The organism is Arthrobacter sp. 10N43, from assembly GCF_056394525.1.
In genome coordinates this window covers 175,699-191,219 of record NZ_JBFTIA010000002.1, presented here as the reverse complement: position 1 = coordinate 191,219, position 15,521 = coordinate 175,699, and the positions used below count along the sequence as shown (strand labels likewise).

At 65.1% G+C, this 15,521-nt stretch carries 20 protein-coding genes; 11 read left to right on the top strand and 9 right to left on the bottom strand.

Annotated elements, in window-relative coordinates; translation table 11 throughout:
• Positions 1-88 precede the first annotated feature (88 nt).
• The 4 genes from qcrB to ctaE all read right to left on the bottom strand — a co-directional run bounded on the left by qcrB (position 89) and on the right by ctaE (position 4,429).
• Positions 89-1,765 carry a cytochrome bc1 complex cytochrome b subunit gene (gene qcrB / locus AC1DDO_RS03520; RefSeq protein ID WP_476869769.1) on the bottom strand — a complete coding sequence of 559 codons (1,677 nt, stop codon included), beginning with the start codon at positions 1,763-1,765 and terminating at the stop codon, positions 89-91.
• A complete protein-coding gene (gene qcrA / locus AC1DDO_RS03515) occupies positions 1,743-2,816 on the bottom strand; it encodes a cytochrome bc1 complex Rieske iron-sulfur subunit (protein WP_441408955.1) in 1,074 nt (357 codons plus the stop codon). The genes qcrB and qcrA overlap by 23 nt, the downstream gene beginning before the upstream one ends.
• A gap of 100 nt (positions 2,817-2,916) precedes the next feature.
• Complete coding sequence (gene qcrC / locus AC1DDO_RS03510) at positions 2,917-3,705, bottom strand: cytochrome bc1 complex diheme cytochrome c subunit (protein ID WP_441408954.1); 789 nt, start codon at positions 3,703-3,705, stop codon at positions 2,917-2,919.
• A gap of 85 nt (positions 3,706-3,790) precedes the next feature.
• Positions 3,791-4,429, bottom strand: coding sequence for an aa3-type cytochrome oxidase subunit III (ctaE, locus tag AC1DDO_RS03505; protein ID WP_230009034.1), 639 nt, complete (start codon positions 4,427-4,429; stop codon positions 3,791-3,793).
• 148 nt (positions 4,430-4,577) lie between these two features.
• Between ctaE and trpD the strand changes: the two genes are divergently transcribed.
• A complete protein-coding gene (gene trpD, locus AC1DDO_RS03500) occupies positions 4,578-5,639 on the top strand; it encodes an anthranilate phosphoribosyltransferase (RefSeq protein WP_476971438.1) in 1,062 nt (353 codons plus the stop codon).
• A 101-nt stretch (positions 5,640-5,740) separates the two neighbouring features.
• Here the strand turns inward: trpD and AC1DDO_RS03495 are convergent, their stop codons facing one another.
• Together AC1DDO_RS03495 and AC1DDO_RS03490 are read right to left on the bottom strand one after the other, a co-directional pair.
• On the bottom strand, positions 5,741-6,022 hold the full coding sequence (locus AC1DDO_RS03495) for an Lrp/AsnC family transcriptional regulator (protein ID WP_441408952.1): 282 nt from the start codon (positions 6,020-6,022) through the stop codon (positions 5,741-5,743).
• 88 nt (positions 6,023-6,110) lie between these two features.
• On the bottom strand, positions 6,111-6,554 hold the full coding sequence (locus AC1DDO_RS03490; RefSeq protein ID WP_441408951.1) for a DUF3054 domain-containing protein: 444 nt from the start codon (positions 6,552-6,554) through the stop codon (positions 6,111-6,113).
• A 189-nt stretch (positions 6,555-6,743) separates the two neighbouring features.
• On the opposite strand from AC1DDO_RS03490, the gene AC1DDO_RS03485 reads away from it, so the two are divergent.
• The 3 genes from AC1DDO_RS03485 (at position 6,744) to AC1DDO_RS03475 (ending at position 8,098) form a co-directional block, all read left to right on the top strand.
• Positions 6,744-7,220, top strand: coding sequence for a VOC family protein (locus tag AC1DDO_RS03485; RefSeq protein WP_476869772.1), 477 nt, complete (start codon positions 6,744-6,746; stop codon positions 7,218-7,220).
• Positions 7,221-7,335: 115 nt separating this feature from the next.
• Positions 7,336-7,491: a hypothetical protein gene (locus AC1DDO_RS03480; protein WP_476869773.1), complete on the top strand. Its 156-nt coding sequence runs from the start codon at positions 7,336-7,338 to the stop codon at positions 7,489-7,491.
• Positions 7,492-7,714: 223 nt separating this feature from the next.
• The gene (locus AC1DDO_RS03475) at positions 7,715-8,098 is read left to right on the top strand and encodes an SHOCT domain-containing protein (RefSeq protein WP_476971437.1); all 384 of its coding nucleotides are present in this window, start codon (positions 7,715-7,717) and stop codon (positions 8,096-8,098) included.
• On the opposite strand, the gene AC1DDO_RS03470 is transcribed toward AC1DDO_RS03475, so the two are convergent.
• On the bottom strand, positions 8,070-8,780 hold the full coding sequence (locus AC1DDO_RS03470; protein WP_476971436.1) for a GAF domain-containing protein: 711 nt from the start codon (positions 8,778-8,780) through the stop codon (positions 8,070-8,072). The genes AC1DDO_RS03475 and AC1DDO_RS03470 overlap by 29 nt on opposite strands.
• 189 nt (positions 8,781-8,969) lie before the next feature.
• Complete coding sequence (locus tag AC1DDO_RS03465) at positions 8,970-9,956, bottom strand: aldo/keto reductase (RefSeq protein WP_476971435.1); 987 nt, start codon at positions 9,954-9,956, stop codon at positions 8,970-8,972.
• A gap of 184 nt (positions 9,957-10,140) precedes the next feature.
• Here AC1DDO_RS03465 and AC1DDO_RS03460 point away from each other — a divergent pair, with 184 nt between their 5' ends.
• From AC1DDO_RS03460 to AC1DDO_RS03430, 7 genes are all read left to right on the top strand, one after another.
• Positions 10,141-10,533, top strand: coding sequence for a VOC family protein (locus AC1DDO_RS03460; protein WP_476971434.1), 393 nt, complete (start codon positions 10,141-10,143; stop codon positions 10,531-10,533).
• Between the two features lie 71 nt (positions 10,534-10,604).
• Positions 10,605-11,231, top strand: a complete 627-nt coding sequence (locus AC1DDO_RS03455; protein ID WP_476971433.1) for a DedA family protein — start codon at positions 10,605-10,607, stop codon at positions 11,229-11,231.
• Positions 11,232-11,378: 147 nt separating this feature from the next.
• A complete protein-coding gene (locus AC1DDO_RS03450; RefSeq protein ID WP_476869778.1) occupies positions 11,379-12,134 on the top strand; it encodes a carboxymuconolactone decarboxylase family protein in 756 nt (251 codons plus the stop codon).
• Positions 12,131-12,910, top strand: coding sequence for an SDR family oxidoreductase (locus tag AC1DDO_RS03445; protein ID WP_476971432.1), 780 nt, complete (start codon positions 12,131-12,133; stop codon positions 12,908-12,910). The genes AC1DDO_RS03450 and AC1DDO_RS03445 overlap by 4 nt, the downstream gene beginning before the upstream one ends.
• A 153-nt stretch (positions 12,911-13,063) precedes the next feature.
• Entirely contained in the window at positions 13,064-13,855 is a 792-nt protein-coding gene (locus AC1DDO_RS03440; protein WP_476971431.1) for a MerR family transcriptional regulator, read from the top strand.
• Positions 13,856-13,967: 112 nt separating this feature from the next.
• Positions 13,968-14,387, top strand: a complete 420-nt coding sequence (locus AC1DDO_RS03435) for a cupredoxin domain-containing protein (RefSeq protein ID WP_441408942.1) — start codon at positions 13,968-13,970, stop codon at positions 14,385-14,387.
• A 65-nt stretch (positions 14,388-14,452) separates the two neighbouring features.
• Positions 14,453-14,806 (top strand): hypothetical protein, encoded by a 354-nt coding sequence (locus AC1DDO_RS03430; protein WP_476971430.1) that lies wholly within the window; start codon positions 14,453-14,455, stop codon positions 14,804-14,806.
• Between the two features lie 61 nt (positions 14,807-14,867).
• On the opposite strand, the gene AC1DDO_RS03425 is transcribed toward AC1DDO_RS03430, so the two are convergent.
• On the bottom strand, positions 14,868-15,515 hold the full coding sequence (locus tag AC1DDO_RS03425; RefSeq protein ID WP_476868448.1) for a hypothetical protein: 648 nt from the start codon (positions 15,513-15,515) through the stop codon (positions 14,868-14,870).
• Positions 15,516-15,521 lie beyond the last annotated feature (6 nt).

Below are 15,521 nucleotides of genomic sequence, written 5' to 3'. Positions count from 1 at the left end.
GGATCTCCGCGTTGCTGTTGCACTCCGGAATGCAGGAAGGCCCGGTCCCCAAGGGGACCGGGCCTTCCGATTATCTACTTGCAGCGTCTTAGTGGCTGAGCGACTTCGACTCTGCTGCTTCGATCGCTTCGTGCGCGCCGTGGTGACCGTGGGCGGCCTCCAGCTCGGCGGGCGTGGCCGGGGCAACCCGGTCCTCGAAGAACCAGCGGGAGAGCGCGGCGCGGCGCTTTTCCTTGCGGTCCACGACGCCGTGTTCGTTCGGCACCGCGGGCAGCGGGGCCGGCGACTCGAAGCCCACGAGCTTGTAGCGCTTGTACTCGTCCAGCGGGGCGTGAACCTCGATGAACTCACCGTGCGGCAGGCGCACGATGCGGCCGGTTTCGCGGCCGTGCAGGGCAATCTCGCGGTCCTTGCGCTGCAGCGCCAGGGCGACGCGCTTGGTCACGATGAAGGCGATGACCGGGCCGATGAAGAACAGTGCGCGCAGCCAGTAGGTGACATCGTTCAGGGCCACGTGGAAGTGGGTGGCGATGAGGTCAGAGCCTGCGGCGGCCCACATTACGCAGTACCAGACGAAACCGGCCATGCCGATCGCCGTACGGGTCGGAGCATTGCGGGGACGGTCCAGGACGTGGTGCTCGCGGTTGTCCTTGGTGACCCAGCGCTCAATCCACGGGTAGGCGAACATGACCGTGAAGAGGATGCCGGCCGGGACGAGTGCCGGAAGCAGGACGTTGAACGTGAACATGTGGCCGAACCAGATCTGTTCGACTTTCCAGTCCCCGATCGTGCCCGGCATCAGGCGCAGAGCACCGTCAACGAACCCGATGTACCAGTCAGGCTGAGTGCCTGCCGAAACCGGCGAGGGGTCGTACGGACCGTAGTTCCAGATCGGGTTGATGGTAAAGAACGCCGCCATGAGGGCAACCACACCGAACACGATGAAGAAGAAGCCGCCGGCCTTGGCCGCGTAAACCGGGCCCAAAGGGTAGCCGACGACATTGCCGTCGTTGCGGCCGGGGCCGGGGTACTGCGTGTGCTTGTGCACAACCACCATGAAGAGGTGCATCACGATCATCAGCAGGATGAGTGCGGGTACCAGGAGGATGTGCAGCATGTACAGGCGGCTGATGATCATGGTGCCCGGGAACTCGCCGCCGAAGAGGAAGAACGACGTGTAGGTGCCGATGACCGGGATGGACTTGATAACGCCGTCGATGATGCGCAGGCCGTTGCCGGAGAGCAGGTCATCGGGGAGCGAGTAGCCGGTGAAGCCTGCAGCCATGGACAGGATGAGCAGGACGCTGCCCACCACCCAGTTCAGCTCGCGGGGCTTGCGGAACGCGCCGGTGAAGAACACGCGGAGCATGTGCACGGACACGGAGGCCACGAACAGCAGGGCCGACCAGTGGTGCACCTGGCGCATGAACAGGCCGCCGCGGACATCAAAGGAGATGTTCAGGGATGAGCTGTACGCCACAGACATTTCAACGTTCTTCAGCGGCGTGTAGGAGCCCGCGTAATGCGTTTCCGCCATGGACGGATCGAAGAAGAACGTTAGGAACGTCCCCGAGAGCAGCAGGATGACGAAGGAATACAGCGCCACTTCGCCGAACATGAACGACCAGTGGTCCGGGAAGACCTTCCGGCCGAACTCGCGAAGGATGCCGGAGCCGCCAACACGCTGGTCGACGAAGTCAGTGATGCGGCCGCCCTTCGTCTTGGCGACGAAGACGGGGGCATCAGGCGTTAGGGATGAGGACATGCTGCTCACGCTCCCAGTAGCTCGGTCCGACGGGTTCATGGAAGTCGCTCGTGGCGACCAGGTAGCCCTCGGCGTCGACTGCGATAGGCAGCTGGGGAAGAGGGCGGCTGGCGGGGCCGAAGATAACCTTGCACTGTTGGGTCAGGTCGAAGGTTGACTGGTGGCACGGGCACAGCAGGTGGTGGGTCTGCTGCTCGTACAGGGCAACAGGGCAACCAACGTGGGTACAGATCTTGGAGTACGCGACGATGCCGTTGTAGGCCCAATCGACGCGTTCCGGGGAAGGGTGGAGTTCGCTCGGGTCCAGGCGCATGAGCAAGACGACTGACTTGGCCTTCTCGTTCAGCTTGCCTTCACTCAGCTCGTTCAGCCCTTCCGGGATGACGTGGAAAGCGGAGCCGATGGTGACGTCCGCGGCCTTGATGGGAGTGCCATCGGGGTCGCGGGCAAGGCGCTTCAGCCTGCCGTCCGGAGCCGGCGCCCACAATGTGTGGGCCAGCGCGAAGTCCGGCCGGGGGCCAAGGTCACCGAAGATAGCCAATGCCGGCAGGGGCGCCAGTGCGACCGCGCCGAGCAGGGTGTTGCGGATCAGCGGCCGGCGCTTGATGCCGGTTTCTTCCACAATGTCGTCAACGATGCGGACGGCAGCCTGGCGGTCTTCCTCGGTTCGGATCGCGTGGCGCTCTTCCGAGACCTCGTGGTCCGGCATCAGGGCCTTGGCCCAGTGGACGATGCCGGTACCGATGCCCAGCATCGCGAACGCGGTGCCGATGCCCAGCAAGGCATTCTGGAGGCGGATCGTGGCGATCGAGGAATCATTCCCCAAATCGATCGCGAAGTACGACACCAGGAATATCAGGGTGCCAACGACCGAGGTCCCGAACAGAAGGGCTACCTGCCGTTCTGCTTTCTTTGCGGCCCTCGGGTCCGTGTCAGCCAGGCGCAAACGGTGCGGGGGAAGTCCAGGATCCTGGAACTTCTCCACCCCATTCTGACCAGCCGTAGCTACGGTGCCCGAGTGGTTCGGACTGCCGTCACTATGGTTGCCCATAATTCGCCTCATCCTTCTCTCGTCTCGGCTTCTGCCGAGTTAGGTTTCAATTCGAACTGCTGACGTGTCAGCAGAAAATTCTTACAGGTGTAAGGCCCGCTTACGAAGTGCGGGACGTGAGCCAGATCGTGAACGCGATGATGACGCCCAAGCCGGCAATCCAAACAAAGAGACCTTCGGAAACCGGTCCCAGGGCCCCAAGATCTGCGCCGCCGGGTGAACCGTTGGCTTCAATCTGCTTCAGGTAGGTGATGATGTCGCGCTTGCCCTCGGGGGAGATGTTCGCGTCACTGAAGACCGGCATGTTCTGGGGACCAGTGACCATGGCTTCGTAGATGTGCTGACCGGAAACTCCGGCGAGGGCCGGGGCAAACTTGCCCCGGGTGAGGGCACCGCCGGCAGCTGCAGCGTTGTGGCACATGGCGCAGTTGGTGCGGAACAGCTCTCCACCCTTAGCGGCGTCGCCCTTCTCATCGAGCACACCCGCCTCGGGAATGGCCGGGCCGGGGCCGAGCGAGGCAACGTAAGCAGCGAGCTGCTTGGTCTGTTCCTCGTTGAACTGGGCGGGCTTCTGCTGGGCCTGGGGGCCGTTCATCTGCATGGGCATACGGCCGGTGCCGACCTGGAAGTCAACAGCAGCGGCACCGACGCCCACAAGGGAAGGCCCGGCCTGCGAGCCACTGGCACCCATGCCGTGGCAGGTGGCGCAGTTGGCGGCAAAGAGCTTGCCGCCTTCCTCTACGTCACTTGCGCTGTAAGTGGTGGTGTCGGCTTTGGCCTGGTTGACGGTGGTGGCAACGGCGTACAGCCCACCCGTGACCAAGAGGCCCATCAGCAGCAGCGCTATTGCTGCCAGTGGGTGACGTCGCTTCTGCGAGAGTGCCTTCACGTGGTGGTTCCTTTTTTCGATCCTGCGGTGGCTCCGGGAGCCGCTTCTATAAATTCTGCCTCTTGTAGAAAAAGAGTCAAACCTGCTACTTGAGGACGTAGATGACCAGGAAGAGGCCAATCCAGACGACGTCCACGAAGTGCCAGTAGTACGAGGTGACAATCGCCGAAGTCGCTTCAAAGTGCCCGAACTTCTTCGCCGCGAAGGAGCGTCCCATGATGAGCAGGAAGGCAATCAGGCCGCCGATCACGTGCAGGCCGTGGAAGCCGGTGGTGATGTAGAAGGCTGAACCGTAGGCGTTGGAGGACAGCGAAACATGCTCGGAAACGAGCATGGCGTACTCGGTCGCCTGGCCGGCGACGAAGAAAGCACCCATGAGGAACGTCAGGATGAACCATCCGTTCATTCCCCACTGGGTGAAGCTGAAGCGTCCGCCGGTCCGGCGCGGCTGGAGCCGTTCGGCAGCGAAGACGCCCATCTGGCAAGTAAAGGAACTTGCTACGAGGACGATCGTGTTTACGAGCGCAAACGGGAAGTTGAGCTTGGCTGTCTCTTCGGCCCACATCAGTCCGGAAGTCGAACGGAGTGTGAAGTACATGGCGAAGAGACCGGCGAAGAACATCAACTCACTGGACAGCCACACAACGGTTCCTACAGAAACCATGTTGGGGCGGTTCAGCGTCGGGTGCGCCGGGGTACTGGGGGCATGGGTCGCAGATGTCACATAGACATTATGTCTATAAAACTCCGTACTGCCCAACGCAAACCGCCTTTTCGGAGGACTTTTTCTACAAAGACGCGAATTCGCGCGGAAAAGTTCCCGGAGGGGTTCACATTGGTCATCGCGGGGCCGACCTCGATAGCATCGGGAGGTGACTTCTCAGGCATCCGCACCGGCGGCAGGCAACACCTGGCCGCGGCTCATCAACGCACTCATCGGCGGCGCGGACCTCACCGCCGGGAGCACCGAATGGGCCATGAACTCCATCATGTCGGGCGAGGCCACGCCGGCCCAGGTGGCCGGGTTCCTGGTGGCGCTGCGGTCCAAAGGCGAGACTGTGGATGAGTTGGCTGGCCTGGTGGAGGCGATGATCTCCAATGCCAACCCCATAGACATCGCCGGTGAGAAGCTGGACATCGTCGGCACTGGCGGCGACCAGCAGAACACCGTCAACATCTCCACGATGGCCGCCCTCATCGCGGCCGGCGCCGGTGCCAAGGTGGTCAAGCACGGCAACCGCGCGGCGTCGTCCTCCTCAGGATCCGCCGATGTCCTGGAGGCCCTCGGCGTCCGGCTGGACCTCCCCATTCCCCGGGTGGCACGCAACGCCGAGGAGGCGGGAATCACCTTTTGTTTCGCCCAGGTTTTCCACCCCTCGATGCGCCACGCCGCCGTCGCCCGCCGCGAACTCGGCGTTCCGACGGCGTTCAACTTCCTGGGTCCCATGATCAACCCCGCACACGTCCAGGCTTCGGCCGTGGGCGTCGCCAATGAGCAGATGGCCCCCCTGGTGGCCGGAGTGCTGGCCAAGCGCGGCAGCCGCGGCCTCGTCTTCCGGGGGAACGATGGCCTGGATGAGCTCACCACCACCGGCCCGTCGCGGGTGTGGGAGATCCGCAACGGTGAGGTCACGGACAAGATGTTTGACCCGCGCGATCTCGGCATCCGGCAGGCCACCTTGGAGGAGCTGCGCGGCGGCGACGCCGAGGCAAATGCCGCCGTCGTCCGCGCTGTCCTGGGCGGCGCGCCGGGGCCGGCCCGCGATGCCGCGCTGCTCAACGCCGCGGCCGGGCTGGTGGCGTTCGACCTCGACGCTGTGGGTCCACTCACGGATCGAATGGCAGCCGCGTTCAAGCGGGCCGAGCAGTCCGTTGAATCCGGTGCTGCGGCCGCCGTGCTGGACAGATGGGTCGCTCTGTCGCAGTCCGCCTGAGCGAACTCAGGCGGCCCTGACCACAGGCACCCACCACGACGACGGGCCCGGCAGATTCTGCCGGGCCCGTCGTTTGTGTTGCTTGCGCTGCCAGTGGCCGGCTACTGCTCGAAACCGAGGGCGAAGGCCGCGTCGAGGTCGTGCTGGGAGTACGCGCGGAAGGCGATCTGCGTGGTGGTGTGGGCGACGCCGCGAACTTTCGAGAGCTTGTCCGCGATGACTTCAGCCAGGTCTTCATGCTTGGCGACCCGGGCGATGGCGATCAGGTCCCACTCGCCCGTTACGGAATAGACCTCGCTGATGCCGGAGATCGCGGAGATTTCCTCGGCGGTCTCCGGGATGCGTGAAGCGTCTGTCTTGATCAGGACGAATGCGGTGACCACGTGTGAGCCTTTCCGGATCGGTTGCGCCGTTTGCGGGCCTGTCGGCGGCCCTTGCCCGGGCGCTGCCATCTTCTGCAAGCCTAGTGCATCAGCCCTTGCGGGGGCGGGAACGCAACCGCCGAACGCCCGCGACCACAAGACGGTATCCCAGGAGGAATACGGCGAGGCTGAGCAGGGCCACGATGATGAACGGCAGCACCACCGTCTGGCCCGTGACGGCCCGCAGGATCATGCCGACACCGACGGTTCCGAGCCAGACGGCGACGCCGGCGGGCCACACCCGCAGCGGGTCATGCCACAGCCGCAGGGCAAGCCATGCCACGGCCGCACCCGCCAGGAACGGCCAGGCCGTCGCAAAGACTCCGGTGATGATCTCGCCGCGCTGGTGCGCGTCGCGACCGATCGCCGCGAAGAGCAGAATCAGGAGGGCGTCCGCGCTTGCGGCCAGGGTGGCCGCCTGCGCCGGCCGGAGGCCGGTTTTTTGCGCGTCCGGGGCTGAGGGGTGGGGGAGGCTCGGGGTTGGAGAGGGCATACCTCCAAGCCTAGTCCCGTCCGGCTGGGCTGCGCGGGGCGGGGCGGCGGCCGTGAGCTTCCTCCGGCAGTGGTCCGCGGGGCGCCGGGAGCCGTTGTGCGCAAAATCACCGTGGGGCTAGGCTCGGTCCCAAGCCACTGATCGCCGCCGGAGTCACCCGGCGGCACGGGCGAACGCAAGGGGACCGCTGTGAGTGAAAAGATCACCACCTGCCTGTGGTTCGACAACCAGGCCGAGGAGGCGGCGGAGTACTACGTTTCCCTCTTCGACGGCGGCAAGATCCTCGATGTTTCCCGGTACGGCGACGCCGGTCCCGGGCCCGCCGGCCAGGCAATGACCGTCCGCTTCCAGATCGACGGGCGCACCTTTACGGCGCTGAATGGTGGACCAGTCTTCACTTTCACCGAGGCAGTGTCCCTTGTCATCGACTGCGCGTCGCAGGAAGAAGTTGACCACTACTGGTCCGCCCTGACCGATGGGGGCGAGGAAAGCCAGTGCGGGTGGCTCAAAGACCGGTATGGGCTCTCGTGGCAGGTGGTGCCGTCCGTGCTGGGAGAACTGATCGGAGGCCCCGACGCCGATGGCGCCCAGCGCGCCGTGCAGGCAATGCTCGCCATGGGCAAGCTGGACATCGCAGCCCTTCAGGAAGCTTACGACGGCGCCTGACGCGCCTGGGGTCCCGGCGTCGGCTGCCCTGAAGTCAATGCCCTGGCCAAGCTGTCAGTGCCGCGGATCGGCGTGGCCCCCGGGTGCAGCAGTGGCCGGCACATATGATCGTGGCATGAGTAGCGACGCCGTTCCGGAGGCTGTTGTCCCGGTACAGCCGGATCCTCAGCTGGCCGGCCAGTTGAGCATTAACGACATCCTGCTCGAACTCGGCCAGGCCCCCGTGGTGCATCCTTCCCCTGACGCGGCCAGCGAGCTGCACTTCTTCTAGTCCCAGCCCGTCCGGATCCGTCGCGCGCGGCGGCCCCACCGCCTGCTCAAGGCCAAGGCGATCGGCTAGGCGGGGGCCGGTCCAGACCGCATCCGCGGCGCCATGGGGCCTTGACCTCGGCAAATTCAGGCCTTATGGTCCTAACCGCCGGTTGCCCGGAAGACTACTTTGGCGCCTAAGGGGGATGCCAGTGGGGCTTCCTCAGAACGAAAGGATGGCTCCCGTGGAGCAATTCTGGAACGTCATTTGGCTGTTCTTTTGGGGATTTGCGTTCGTCGCCTACCTTTTCGCACTGTTTGCTGTCATCACCGACATTTTCCGGGACCGTGACCTGAACGGCTGGCTCAAGGCCGTGTGGATACTGTTCCTCGTCTTCGTGCCGTTCCTCACCGTGCTTGTGTACCTGATCGCGCGGGGCCGCAGCATGGCCGAGCGTCAGGCCAAGGGCGCGCAGGAGGCGCAAGCGGCCACAAACGAGTACATCCGCTCGGTCGCCTCAGCGTCCCCGAGCCAGGAAATCGCAAAGGCCAAGGAACTCCTCGACGCCGGCACCCTGACCCAGGCGGAGTTCGATGCTGTCAAGGCCAAGGCGTTGAGCCAGGCCTGAGCTCTTCATTGCCCTGGACGAAGCTCAGTCGGCCCTGCAGGACCTCATCGGCCGCCTGGCGAAGTGTCAGCGCATTCGCGAATGCGTGCGCGCGCAGCAGCAGGAGGGCTTCGGCTGCGGTGGTTTCTGCCTGCGCGAGGACCATGCCGGTTGCCTGGTGGATTTCCCGTCTGGACATCAGGGGAGCATCCACCGAGGGATCGGTGTCGGGGGAGTGCACAGCGAGAACCCTGCGGAGAAGATGCCATGCCGTTTGGTTGGCGAGCACCCCCGCCCTCGTAGAGTCGGCGTAACTGAGGCTGCCCGGCGCTGTGTGGTGAAGTTCCACGACGCCCAGGTCCAGTGCTCCCAACGTCAGTGGGAAGACGAAAATCGCTGCGACTTCTGTTTCCAGGAGAGCTTTGCTAAAAACGGGCCACGAGTAGGGCTGGGGGTATCGGACGTCGGGGACGAGCACGGGGAGCCGCCTGCGAAGGGCCTCCCATCGTGGCCCTTCGCCGAGATCAAACTGCAGCTCATCAAGCCGGGCCGCCAGTGCATCGGTTGCACAGACCAGGGTCTCCGAGGCGGCGCCGCCGAACATGGAGACCGCAGCACCGCTAATAGGCAGCTCGTCCAGGAAAGGAGAGCACAGATCACCGCCGTCCTTGCCGGCCCCGGTCTGGACGCCGGAATCAGCCATGCGCAGCACCGCGACGAATCTGGGCTGGCATCCGTGCGGCGTGTGCAACGTCCATTTTCGAGCCTCAGATCCCATCATCCCGGTACGGCAGAATCCGGTGCACACTGAACCGGACAACTGGTCTTAATCGCTAAGAATAAGCCCACCCTGCAGGTCATTGCAGGTCGCGATCAGTGCGAAGACTGCCTGCTACCGCCCCACGAGACCCATGTGCAAGTCGTTGTAGCGGTTTCCCTGCACACCAATCCGGCCAGCTACGGCATCCAAATCTGCGACCTCGTCAGCGGAAAGCGCGACGGCGGTTGCGGCCGCGTTTTCCTCGAGGCGCACCCGGCGCCGGGTGCCTGGGATCGGCACGATCCACGGCTGCTGGGCCAGGAGCCACGCCAGCGCCACCTGGCCGGGAGTTGCGCCCTTGGCGGCGGCCAGCCCGGCGACGTGGTCCACGAGTGCCTGGTTGGCGGCCCGGTTCTCGGCGGTGAAACGCGGGATGGTGCCCCGGATGTCGCCGTCTGCAAATGGCGTGGACGGATTCACGGTGCCGGTGAGGAAGCCTTTGCCGAGAGGGCTGAAGGGTACAAATCCGATACCCAGTTCGGCCAGCGTTGGCAGCACCGCCGATTCCGGGTCGCGTGTCCAGAGGGAGTACTCGCTCTGGACGGCTGTCACCGGGAAGACTCCGTGCGCGGCCCGGATGGTTGTGGCTGAGGCCTCCGATAGCCCGAAGTGGCGGACTTTGCCGGCCTGGACGAGTTCGCCCACTGCGCCTGCCACTTCCTCGATGGGAACATTGGGGTCGACCCGGTGCTGGTAGAAGAGATCGAGGCTGTCTACGCGCAGCCGGCGCAGCGACTCGTCCGCGACCCGTTTGATCCGTTCGGGGGAGCTGTCGAGTCCCACCGATTTGCCGTCTTCGATCCGCCAGCCAAATTTCGTCGCGATCACCACCTCGTCCCGCATCGGGGCCAGCGCCTCACCGACCAGTTCCTCGTTGACGAAGGGGCCGTACACCTCTGCGGTGTCGAAGAAGCTAATTCCGAGATCGACGGCGTCGCGGAGCACCGTGATCATCGCCTGGCGGTCGCCGGGGTTCGGGCCGTAGCCCTGTGACATGCCCATGCAGCCAAGGCCGACAGCCGAGACCTGCAGGCCTTGTCCGAGAGTTCGCGTGTGCATCGTGTCTCCTCAGTTTGTTGTGCGCGGGGTGTGGACCTAGCGCCTCCAGTCAACCTGCCCCAGGGACTGTATGGGAGTCCCTGATGAAAGGTGTACTGGCAGGGCATCCCCCAAAGCGTGCTGATCGGAGACACATAGGGGAATCGAAGGAGCCATCTGCGCAAGACGAGGTACTGTGAGGCGCATGGAGATGCGCCTTGAGGTCGTACAAGTACCTGTCGCCGATGTGGACAAAGCCAAATCGTTCTACACCGACCGGCTCGGTTTCGTCCTGGACCACGACGTGGAATACATACCGGGCATGAGGGTGGTCCAACTCACCCCGCCTGGTTCCGCCACTTCCATAGTCATCGGCACAGGGATGACCAGCATGCAGCCTGGGAGCCTGGAAGGCCTGCAGCTGGTGGTCCCGGACATGGCCTCGGCGCGGTCTGAGCTTCTCGAGCGGGGGGCGGAGATCAGCGAGGTCCAGGACATGGGCGGGGTCCTGTTCGCCTATTTCGGTGACCCTGACGGCAACCGCTGGGTCCTCCAGGAAGCCACCCGGCCAGACGCCAGGGAAGTCCTTCAGCCTTAGGCACCGCCGCCCGCCGAGGCGTCAACTGCCAGCCGCGGCAGCACGAGGATCGGTCTGAAAGCAGGGCCACGATGACGCAGTTTGTCGAAAATATCCTGAACGTCCCGCCCCTCCTGGCGTACGTGATCGTGGCCGGCCTCGTCTTCGCCGAGGACGCGCTGTTTGTGGGCTTTGTGATCCCGGGGGAGACTGCTGCGATTCTGGGCGGAGTCGTCGCCAGCCGCGGAAACGCCGAGCTGTGGCTGATGATGGTCCTGGTGGTCATGGCCGCTGTCGTAGGGGATTCGGTGGGATACGAGGTTGGCAAGCACTTGGGCCCCAGATTCCTTGAGTTGCGGGGTTTTCGGAAGAAGCGAACCAGACTGGATGAGGCGCAGGATTTTCTCCGCCGCAAGGGAGGGGCTGCCGTTTTCCTGGGACGCTTTGTGGCGTTCTTTCGGGCCGTGATGCCGGCCCTGGCCGGATCCGCCCGGATGCCCTATCCGCGTTTTCTCGCCTTCAACGTCGCCGGCGGCATTCTCTGGGGTGTGGGCTTCGTCCTGTTGGGGTTCGTGGCCGGTAACTCCTATGAAGCCGTGGCCAAAGCGGTAGGGCGGGATATCGCCGTCGTCGTCGGGGTGTTGGCGGTGATTGGCCTGATTATCTGGCAGGTTCGCAGGCGGCGGCGGAAAGCTGAGGGAGCTCCGGGCGTCCGCTAAATTTCTCCCCATGCCCGCGGGCGCCCGCGAAGGGGGTACTGGCAGTACTCGTAGCTGGGGGCACTCCCTCATTCGCGTTGATTGCAGTTTGCTGGGCAGGTGAGAGTTACAAGCGTCTCTTCCCCGATTCTGAATGACAGGACAGCAATGGCCATCAGCGCAGCAGCCCGCAAGAACCTCGACGAGCTCTTCCCGGGGCACGTCTCAACCCTGGCCGTCACCGACCCGGAGCTCATCGAGTCCTTCGGCAACTTCGCCTTCGACGAAGTGCTCGGCCACGGAGACTTGGACACGAGGACCCGGCTCATGGTCCAGCTCGCGTCGATGATCGCCTCGCAGGCGCTGGGGCAATACCGGGTGATGCTCGGCGCGGCGCTCACCGTCGGCGTCAGCCCGGTCGAAGTCAAAGAGATCGTCTACCAGGCCGTCCCCTACGTGGGAATGGCCAAGGTCTTCGACTTCATTCAGGCAACGAACGAGGTCCTCACCGAACGCGGCATCGAACTGCCCCTGCCGGGCCAGTCCACGACGACGCCCGCCGACCGCGCGGAGAAGGGCCTCGCCGTCCAGAAGGTGATCGCCGGTGCCGACGTCATCGATGCGATGCACGCCTCGGCGGCCGACGACGAGAGCCACTTCCAGCGCTACCTCTCCGCCAATTGCTTTGGCGACCACCTGACCCGCACCGGCATCGACGTGCCCACGCGCGAGCTCCTCACCCTGGCGATGCTCGTCTCGCTCGGTGGCTGCGAGCCGCAGGTCAGGGGTCACGTCGCCGCCAACCTCAACGTCGGCAACGGCCGCGCCCGGTTGCTGGAGGTCATCACCACGCTGCTGCCCTACATCGGCTACCCCCGGACGCTCAACGCGCTGCGGGTCCTCAACGAAGTCGTCCCGGCATGAGTAACCCCACCGCCGTCCTTGTTGTTGGTGCGACCGGCAGCATTGGGCATCTGGTGGTCGAAGCGGCTCTCCGGCACGGGTACCTCACCCGTGCCCTGGTCCGCGATCCTGGCAAGGCCGGGCAACTGCCTGTCGGGGCCGAAGTGGTTTTCGGGGATCTCACGCGGCCGGAAACCCTGACCGCTGCCGTGGACGGGATCGACGCCGTCGTGTTCACCCACGGTTCCCACGGTGGCAAAGCCGGGGCGGAAAGCATCGACTACGGCGGGGTGCGCAACGTGCTGACCGCGCTGGGCTCCCGCACGGCGCGCATCGCCCTGATGACGGCGATCGGCGTCACCAACCGCACGGGCGCCTACAACCTTTCGACCGAGGCGCACGACTGGAAGCGGCGCTCCGAGCGTCTCGTGCGGGCCAGCGGGTTGCCCTATACGATCGTCCGGCCCGGATGGTTCGACTACAACGCGCCCAACGAGCACAGGCTCGTCCTCCTGCAGGGCGACACCCGCCAGGCCGGAAATTCCAGCGACGGGGTCATCGCACGCCGACAGATTGCGGAGGTCCTGGTCCGGAGCCTGGGCTCGGGCTCCGCACTGCGCAAGACCTTCGAACTGGTGGCAACCGCCGGCCCGGCACCGGAGGACTTTGACGCGCTGTTTGGCCGGCTTGAAGCGGACGGTGCCGGCGCACTCGACGGCGTCCGGGACGCGGCGAACATGCCGCTCGCCGACGAGCCCGTACGGGTGCGGGACGATCTCGGCGCCGCCGGACACTAGCTCCCCGGGACACTGGCAGCATGGAAAACGGTCGCCGACGTCGGGACAGCTGGCTGACCGGGCGGGACGGCCCCACTACGGTCGGGGGCCGCCGCAGCGGCCGACACGGTGGGTCTTGATCCTCACGCTGCGTGAGGATCTACGGTTGTCCACATGAAAGAGACGAGCGGTGCGGCAGGTCAGTGGAGCATCGGCGAACTCGCCAGCGCGTGTGGCGTCACGGTCCGGACCCTCCATCACTACGACGACATTGGTTTGCTCTCGGCAAGCAAGCGGACCTCTGCCGGCCACCGCCGCTACACCGAGGAAGACGTGCGGCGGCTGTACCGGATCCGTGCACTGCAGATGCTTGGACTCCCGCTGGCCGATATCGGCCCCGCGCTGGGGACCGCCGCCGATGATATGGCCTCGCTGCGCACGCTCCTGGAGCGGCAATTGCAACACACTCGCCGGCAGGCCGAGCAGATCCAGGCAGTCCAGGACCGGCTACGGGACCTGCTGTCGCGCATCGACCCCTCACACAACGACCCTTCATACGAGGACGGGCCAGCCATGCCGGACCCGGAACAGTTCCTATCAACATTGGAGATGATTGCCGTGCTCGAAAACCACTTCACAACCGAACAGCGCCAGGAACTGGCCGACCGCAGAACAGAACTCGGCGCCGGCCGCATCGAGGCGGCCAAAACCCGATGGACCGCGTTGGTCGAGGAAGGCCTCCGGCACGCAGGGAACGGGACGCCGGTCTCGGATCCGTCGGCCCGGGAGTGGGCCAGGGCCTGGGAGGAAGTCGGATCCTTGTTCCACTCGGGCGAGCAGACCAAAACCGCCGCCCGCTCCATGTGGCAGGAAAATAGCACCGCCCTCAGCGCCGATCTGCCATGGTCCGCGGAACAACTGACCGGACTGATGGCCTACTTGGAAAAGGTAAGGGCGCAACCCTGACAACGTCCTTTTGGCCGAGTTTTTTCGCGGTGCTTTTTGGAAGCGGCGGATGCAGAATGGAAGGAAGCCGGGCTGATTCCGCAGCCCCCTCCAGCATCGAGGACGGCACATCATGACGAGCAACAGGGCACGGACTGCACTTGTGTTGGCAACGGTTTTGATAGGGCTGAGCGGGTGTGCCGGAGGTGGCGGAACACCCGCGCCGGCCACGACGGCCGCAACCTCTGCCCCGGCGGCGTCGACCGCACCAGGAACGGGGAGCGGGGCGGCAACCGCCGCCGCGGCGGCCATCACAATCAAAAGCTTCGCCTACGAGATCCCCGGCTCGGTGGCTCCCGGTGCGGAGGTGAAGGTGGTCAACCTGGATACGGCCGAGCACACGGTGACTGCTGACCAGGATGCGACACTCTTTGATGTCGAGGTCAAGGAGAACGGCGGTACGGCCACCTTCAAAGCACCTTCCCAGCCCGGCACCTACCCCTTCCACTGCAGGTATCACTCCAACATGCACGGCTCACTGACCGTTAAGTGACCGCGGACTCGAGCTCAGCACGGGGAGCATATGCGTCGTGCGGCCCCGGCAGTACGGTTTCGCCCATGGGAAAAACCGTCCGTGCGGGCGGAATGACGGCCGTTCTTCTGTTCGCCTTGTCCTCGTGTGCCACGTCACCGGCGTCGACCGACATGGCCAGGGAAGCGGCGTCGACCGTGGCGTGTCACGGTGCCTATGTCGCGGATATCGACACGAGTGTCCCGGGGGACCCGACGCCTGAGGCGGCCGCTGCGGCGTGGGCCAAGTCGGTGGTCGCGCCTGCCGGCGCCCCAACCGATGAATGGAAACAAGCTGATGAGCAGACGGTGCGCAGTGGCGACTGGATCGTGGGTGTCAGCCGCACCGTTCCTGGTGGCTGGGTTGTTTCCGGCCTTGGGTGCGAAGTCCATCAGCGCTGATGTCGCCTGGCGCGCAGGCACGCCCGGTGTGGCCTGCTGCCGTCCGGTTGCCTGTTGCAAGCTACCCCTGCGGCGCGGGTTCGACGCACTCCACGGCGTAGGGTTTGGTGGCCGAGCGCTGAAGGGGACGGCGCAGGCGCACCTGGTAGGGGCCGCTCAGGAACGTGGCGCGGGGGTCCAACTGGACAACCAGGAGGGGTTCGTCGCGGGCGGCCTCAACCCGCACCACCATGCCGTCCCGCCGCCCGCCCACGAGCAGCGGGGTCGCCGGCTCCACCGCGGTCTCCTTGAGTCGTTCCTGATGTTCGGGCCCCGCGGCCAGGAAGAGGATTCCGTGGGCGACGCCTACGACCGTCAGCGGAATCACGGCCTCAGGCTCCGGCGTGGTTCCTGGGCGGATGGGGGATTCCGGTTCGGGCATCACCCTGGCTGCTTTCAGGTGCCGGTCGCATTCCTGGCACGGGGTACGCGCCCCGGCGTCCGCGAACAGGGTAACGAGCAGTCCCCGGGGTGCGTGGCTCCATTTGTCGGCCACAACAGGACACCACGCCGTATGGTATTCGGTCCCGTACTTCATCACGTAGACCTGGTCATGGCCAAGAAGCGGCAGCCCTTCCCGCCGCGCGACCGGCTCGACCGGCTTGAGCTCGCCAAGGCCCCCGGCAGCAGCACGGGCGGCCTCGCCGGCCTTGAGGTACTTGAGGATCAATGGATT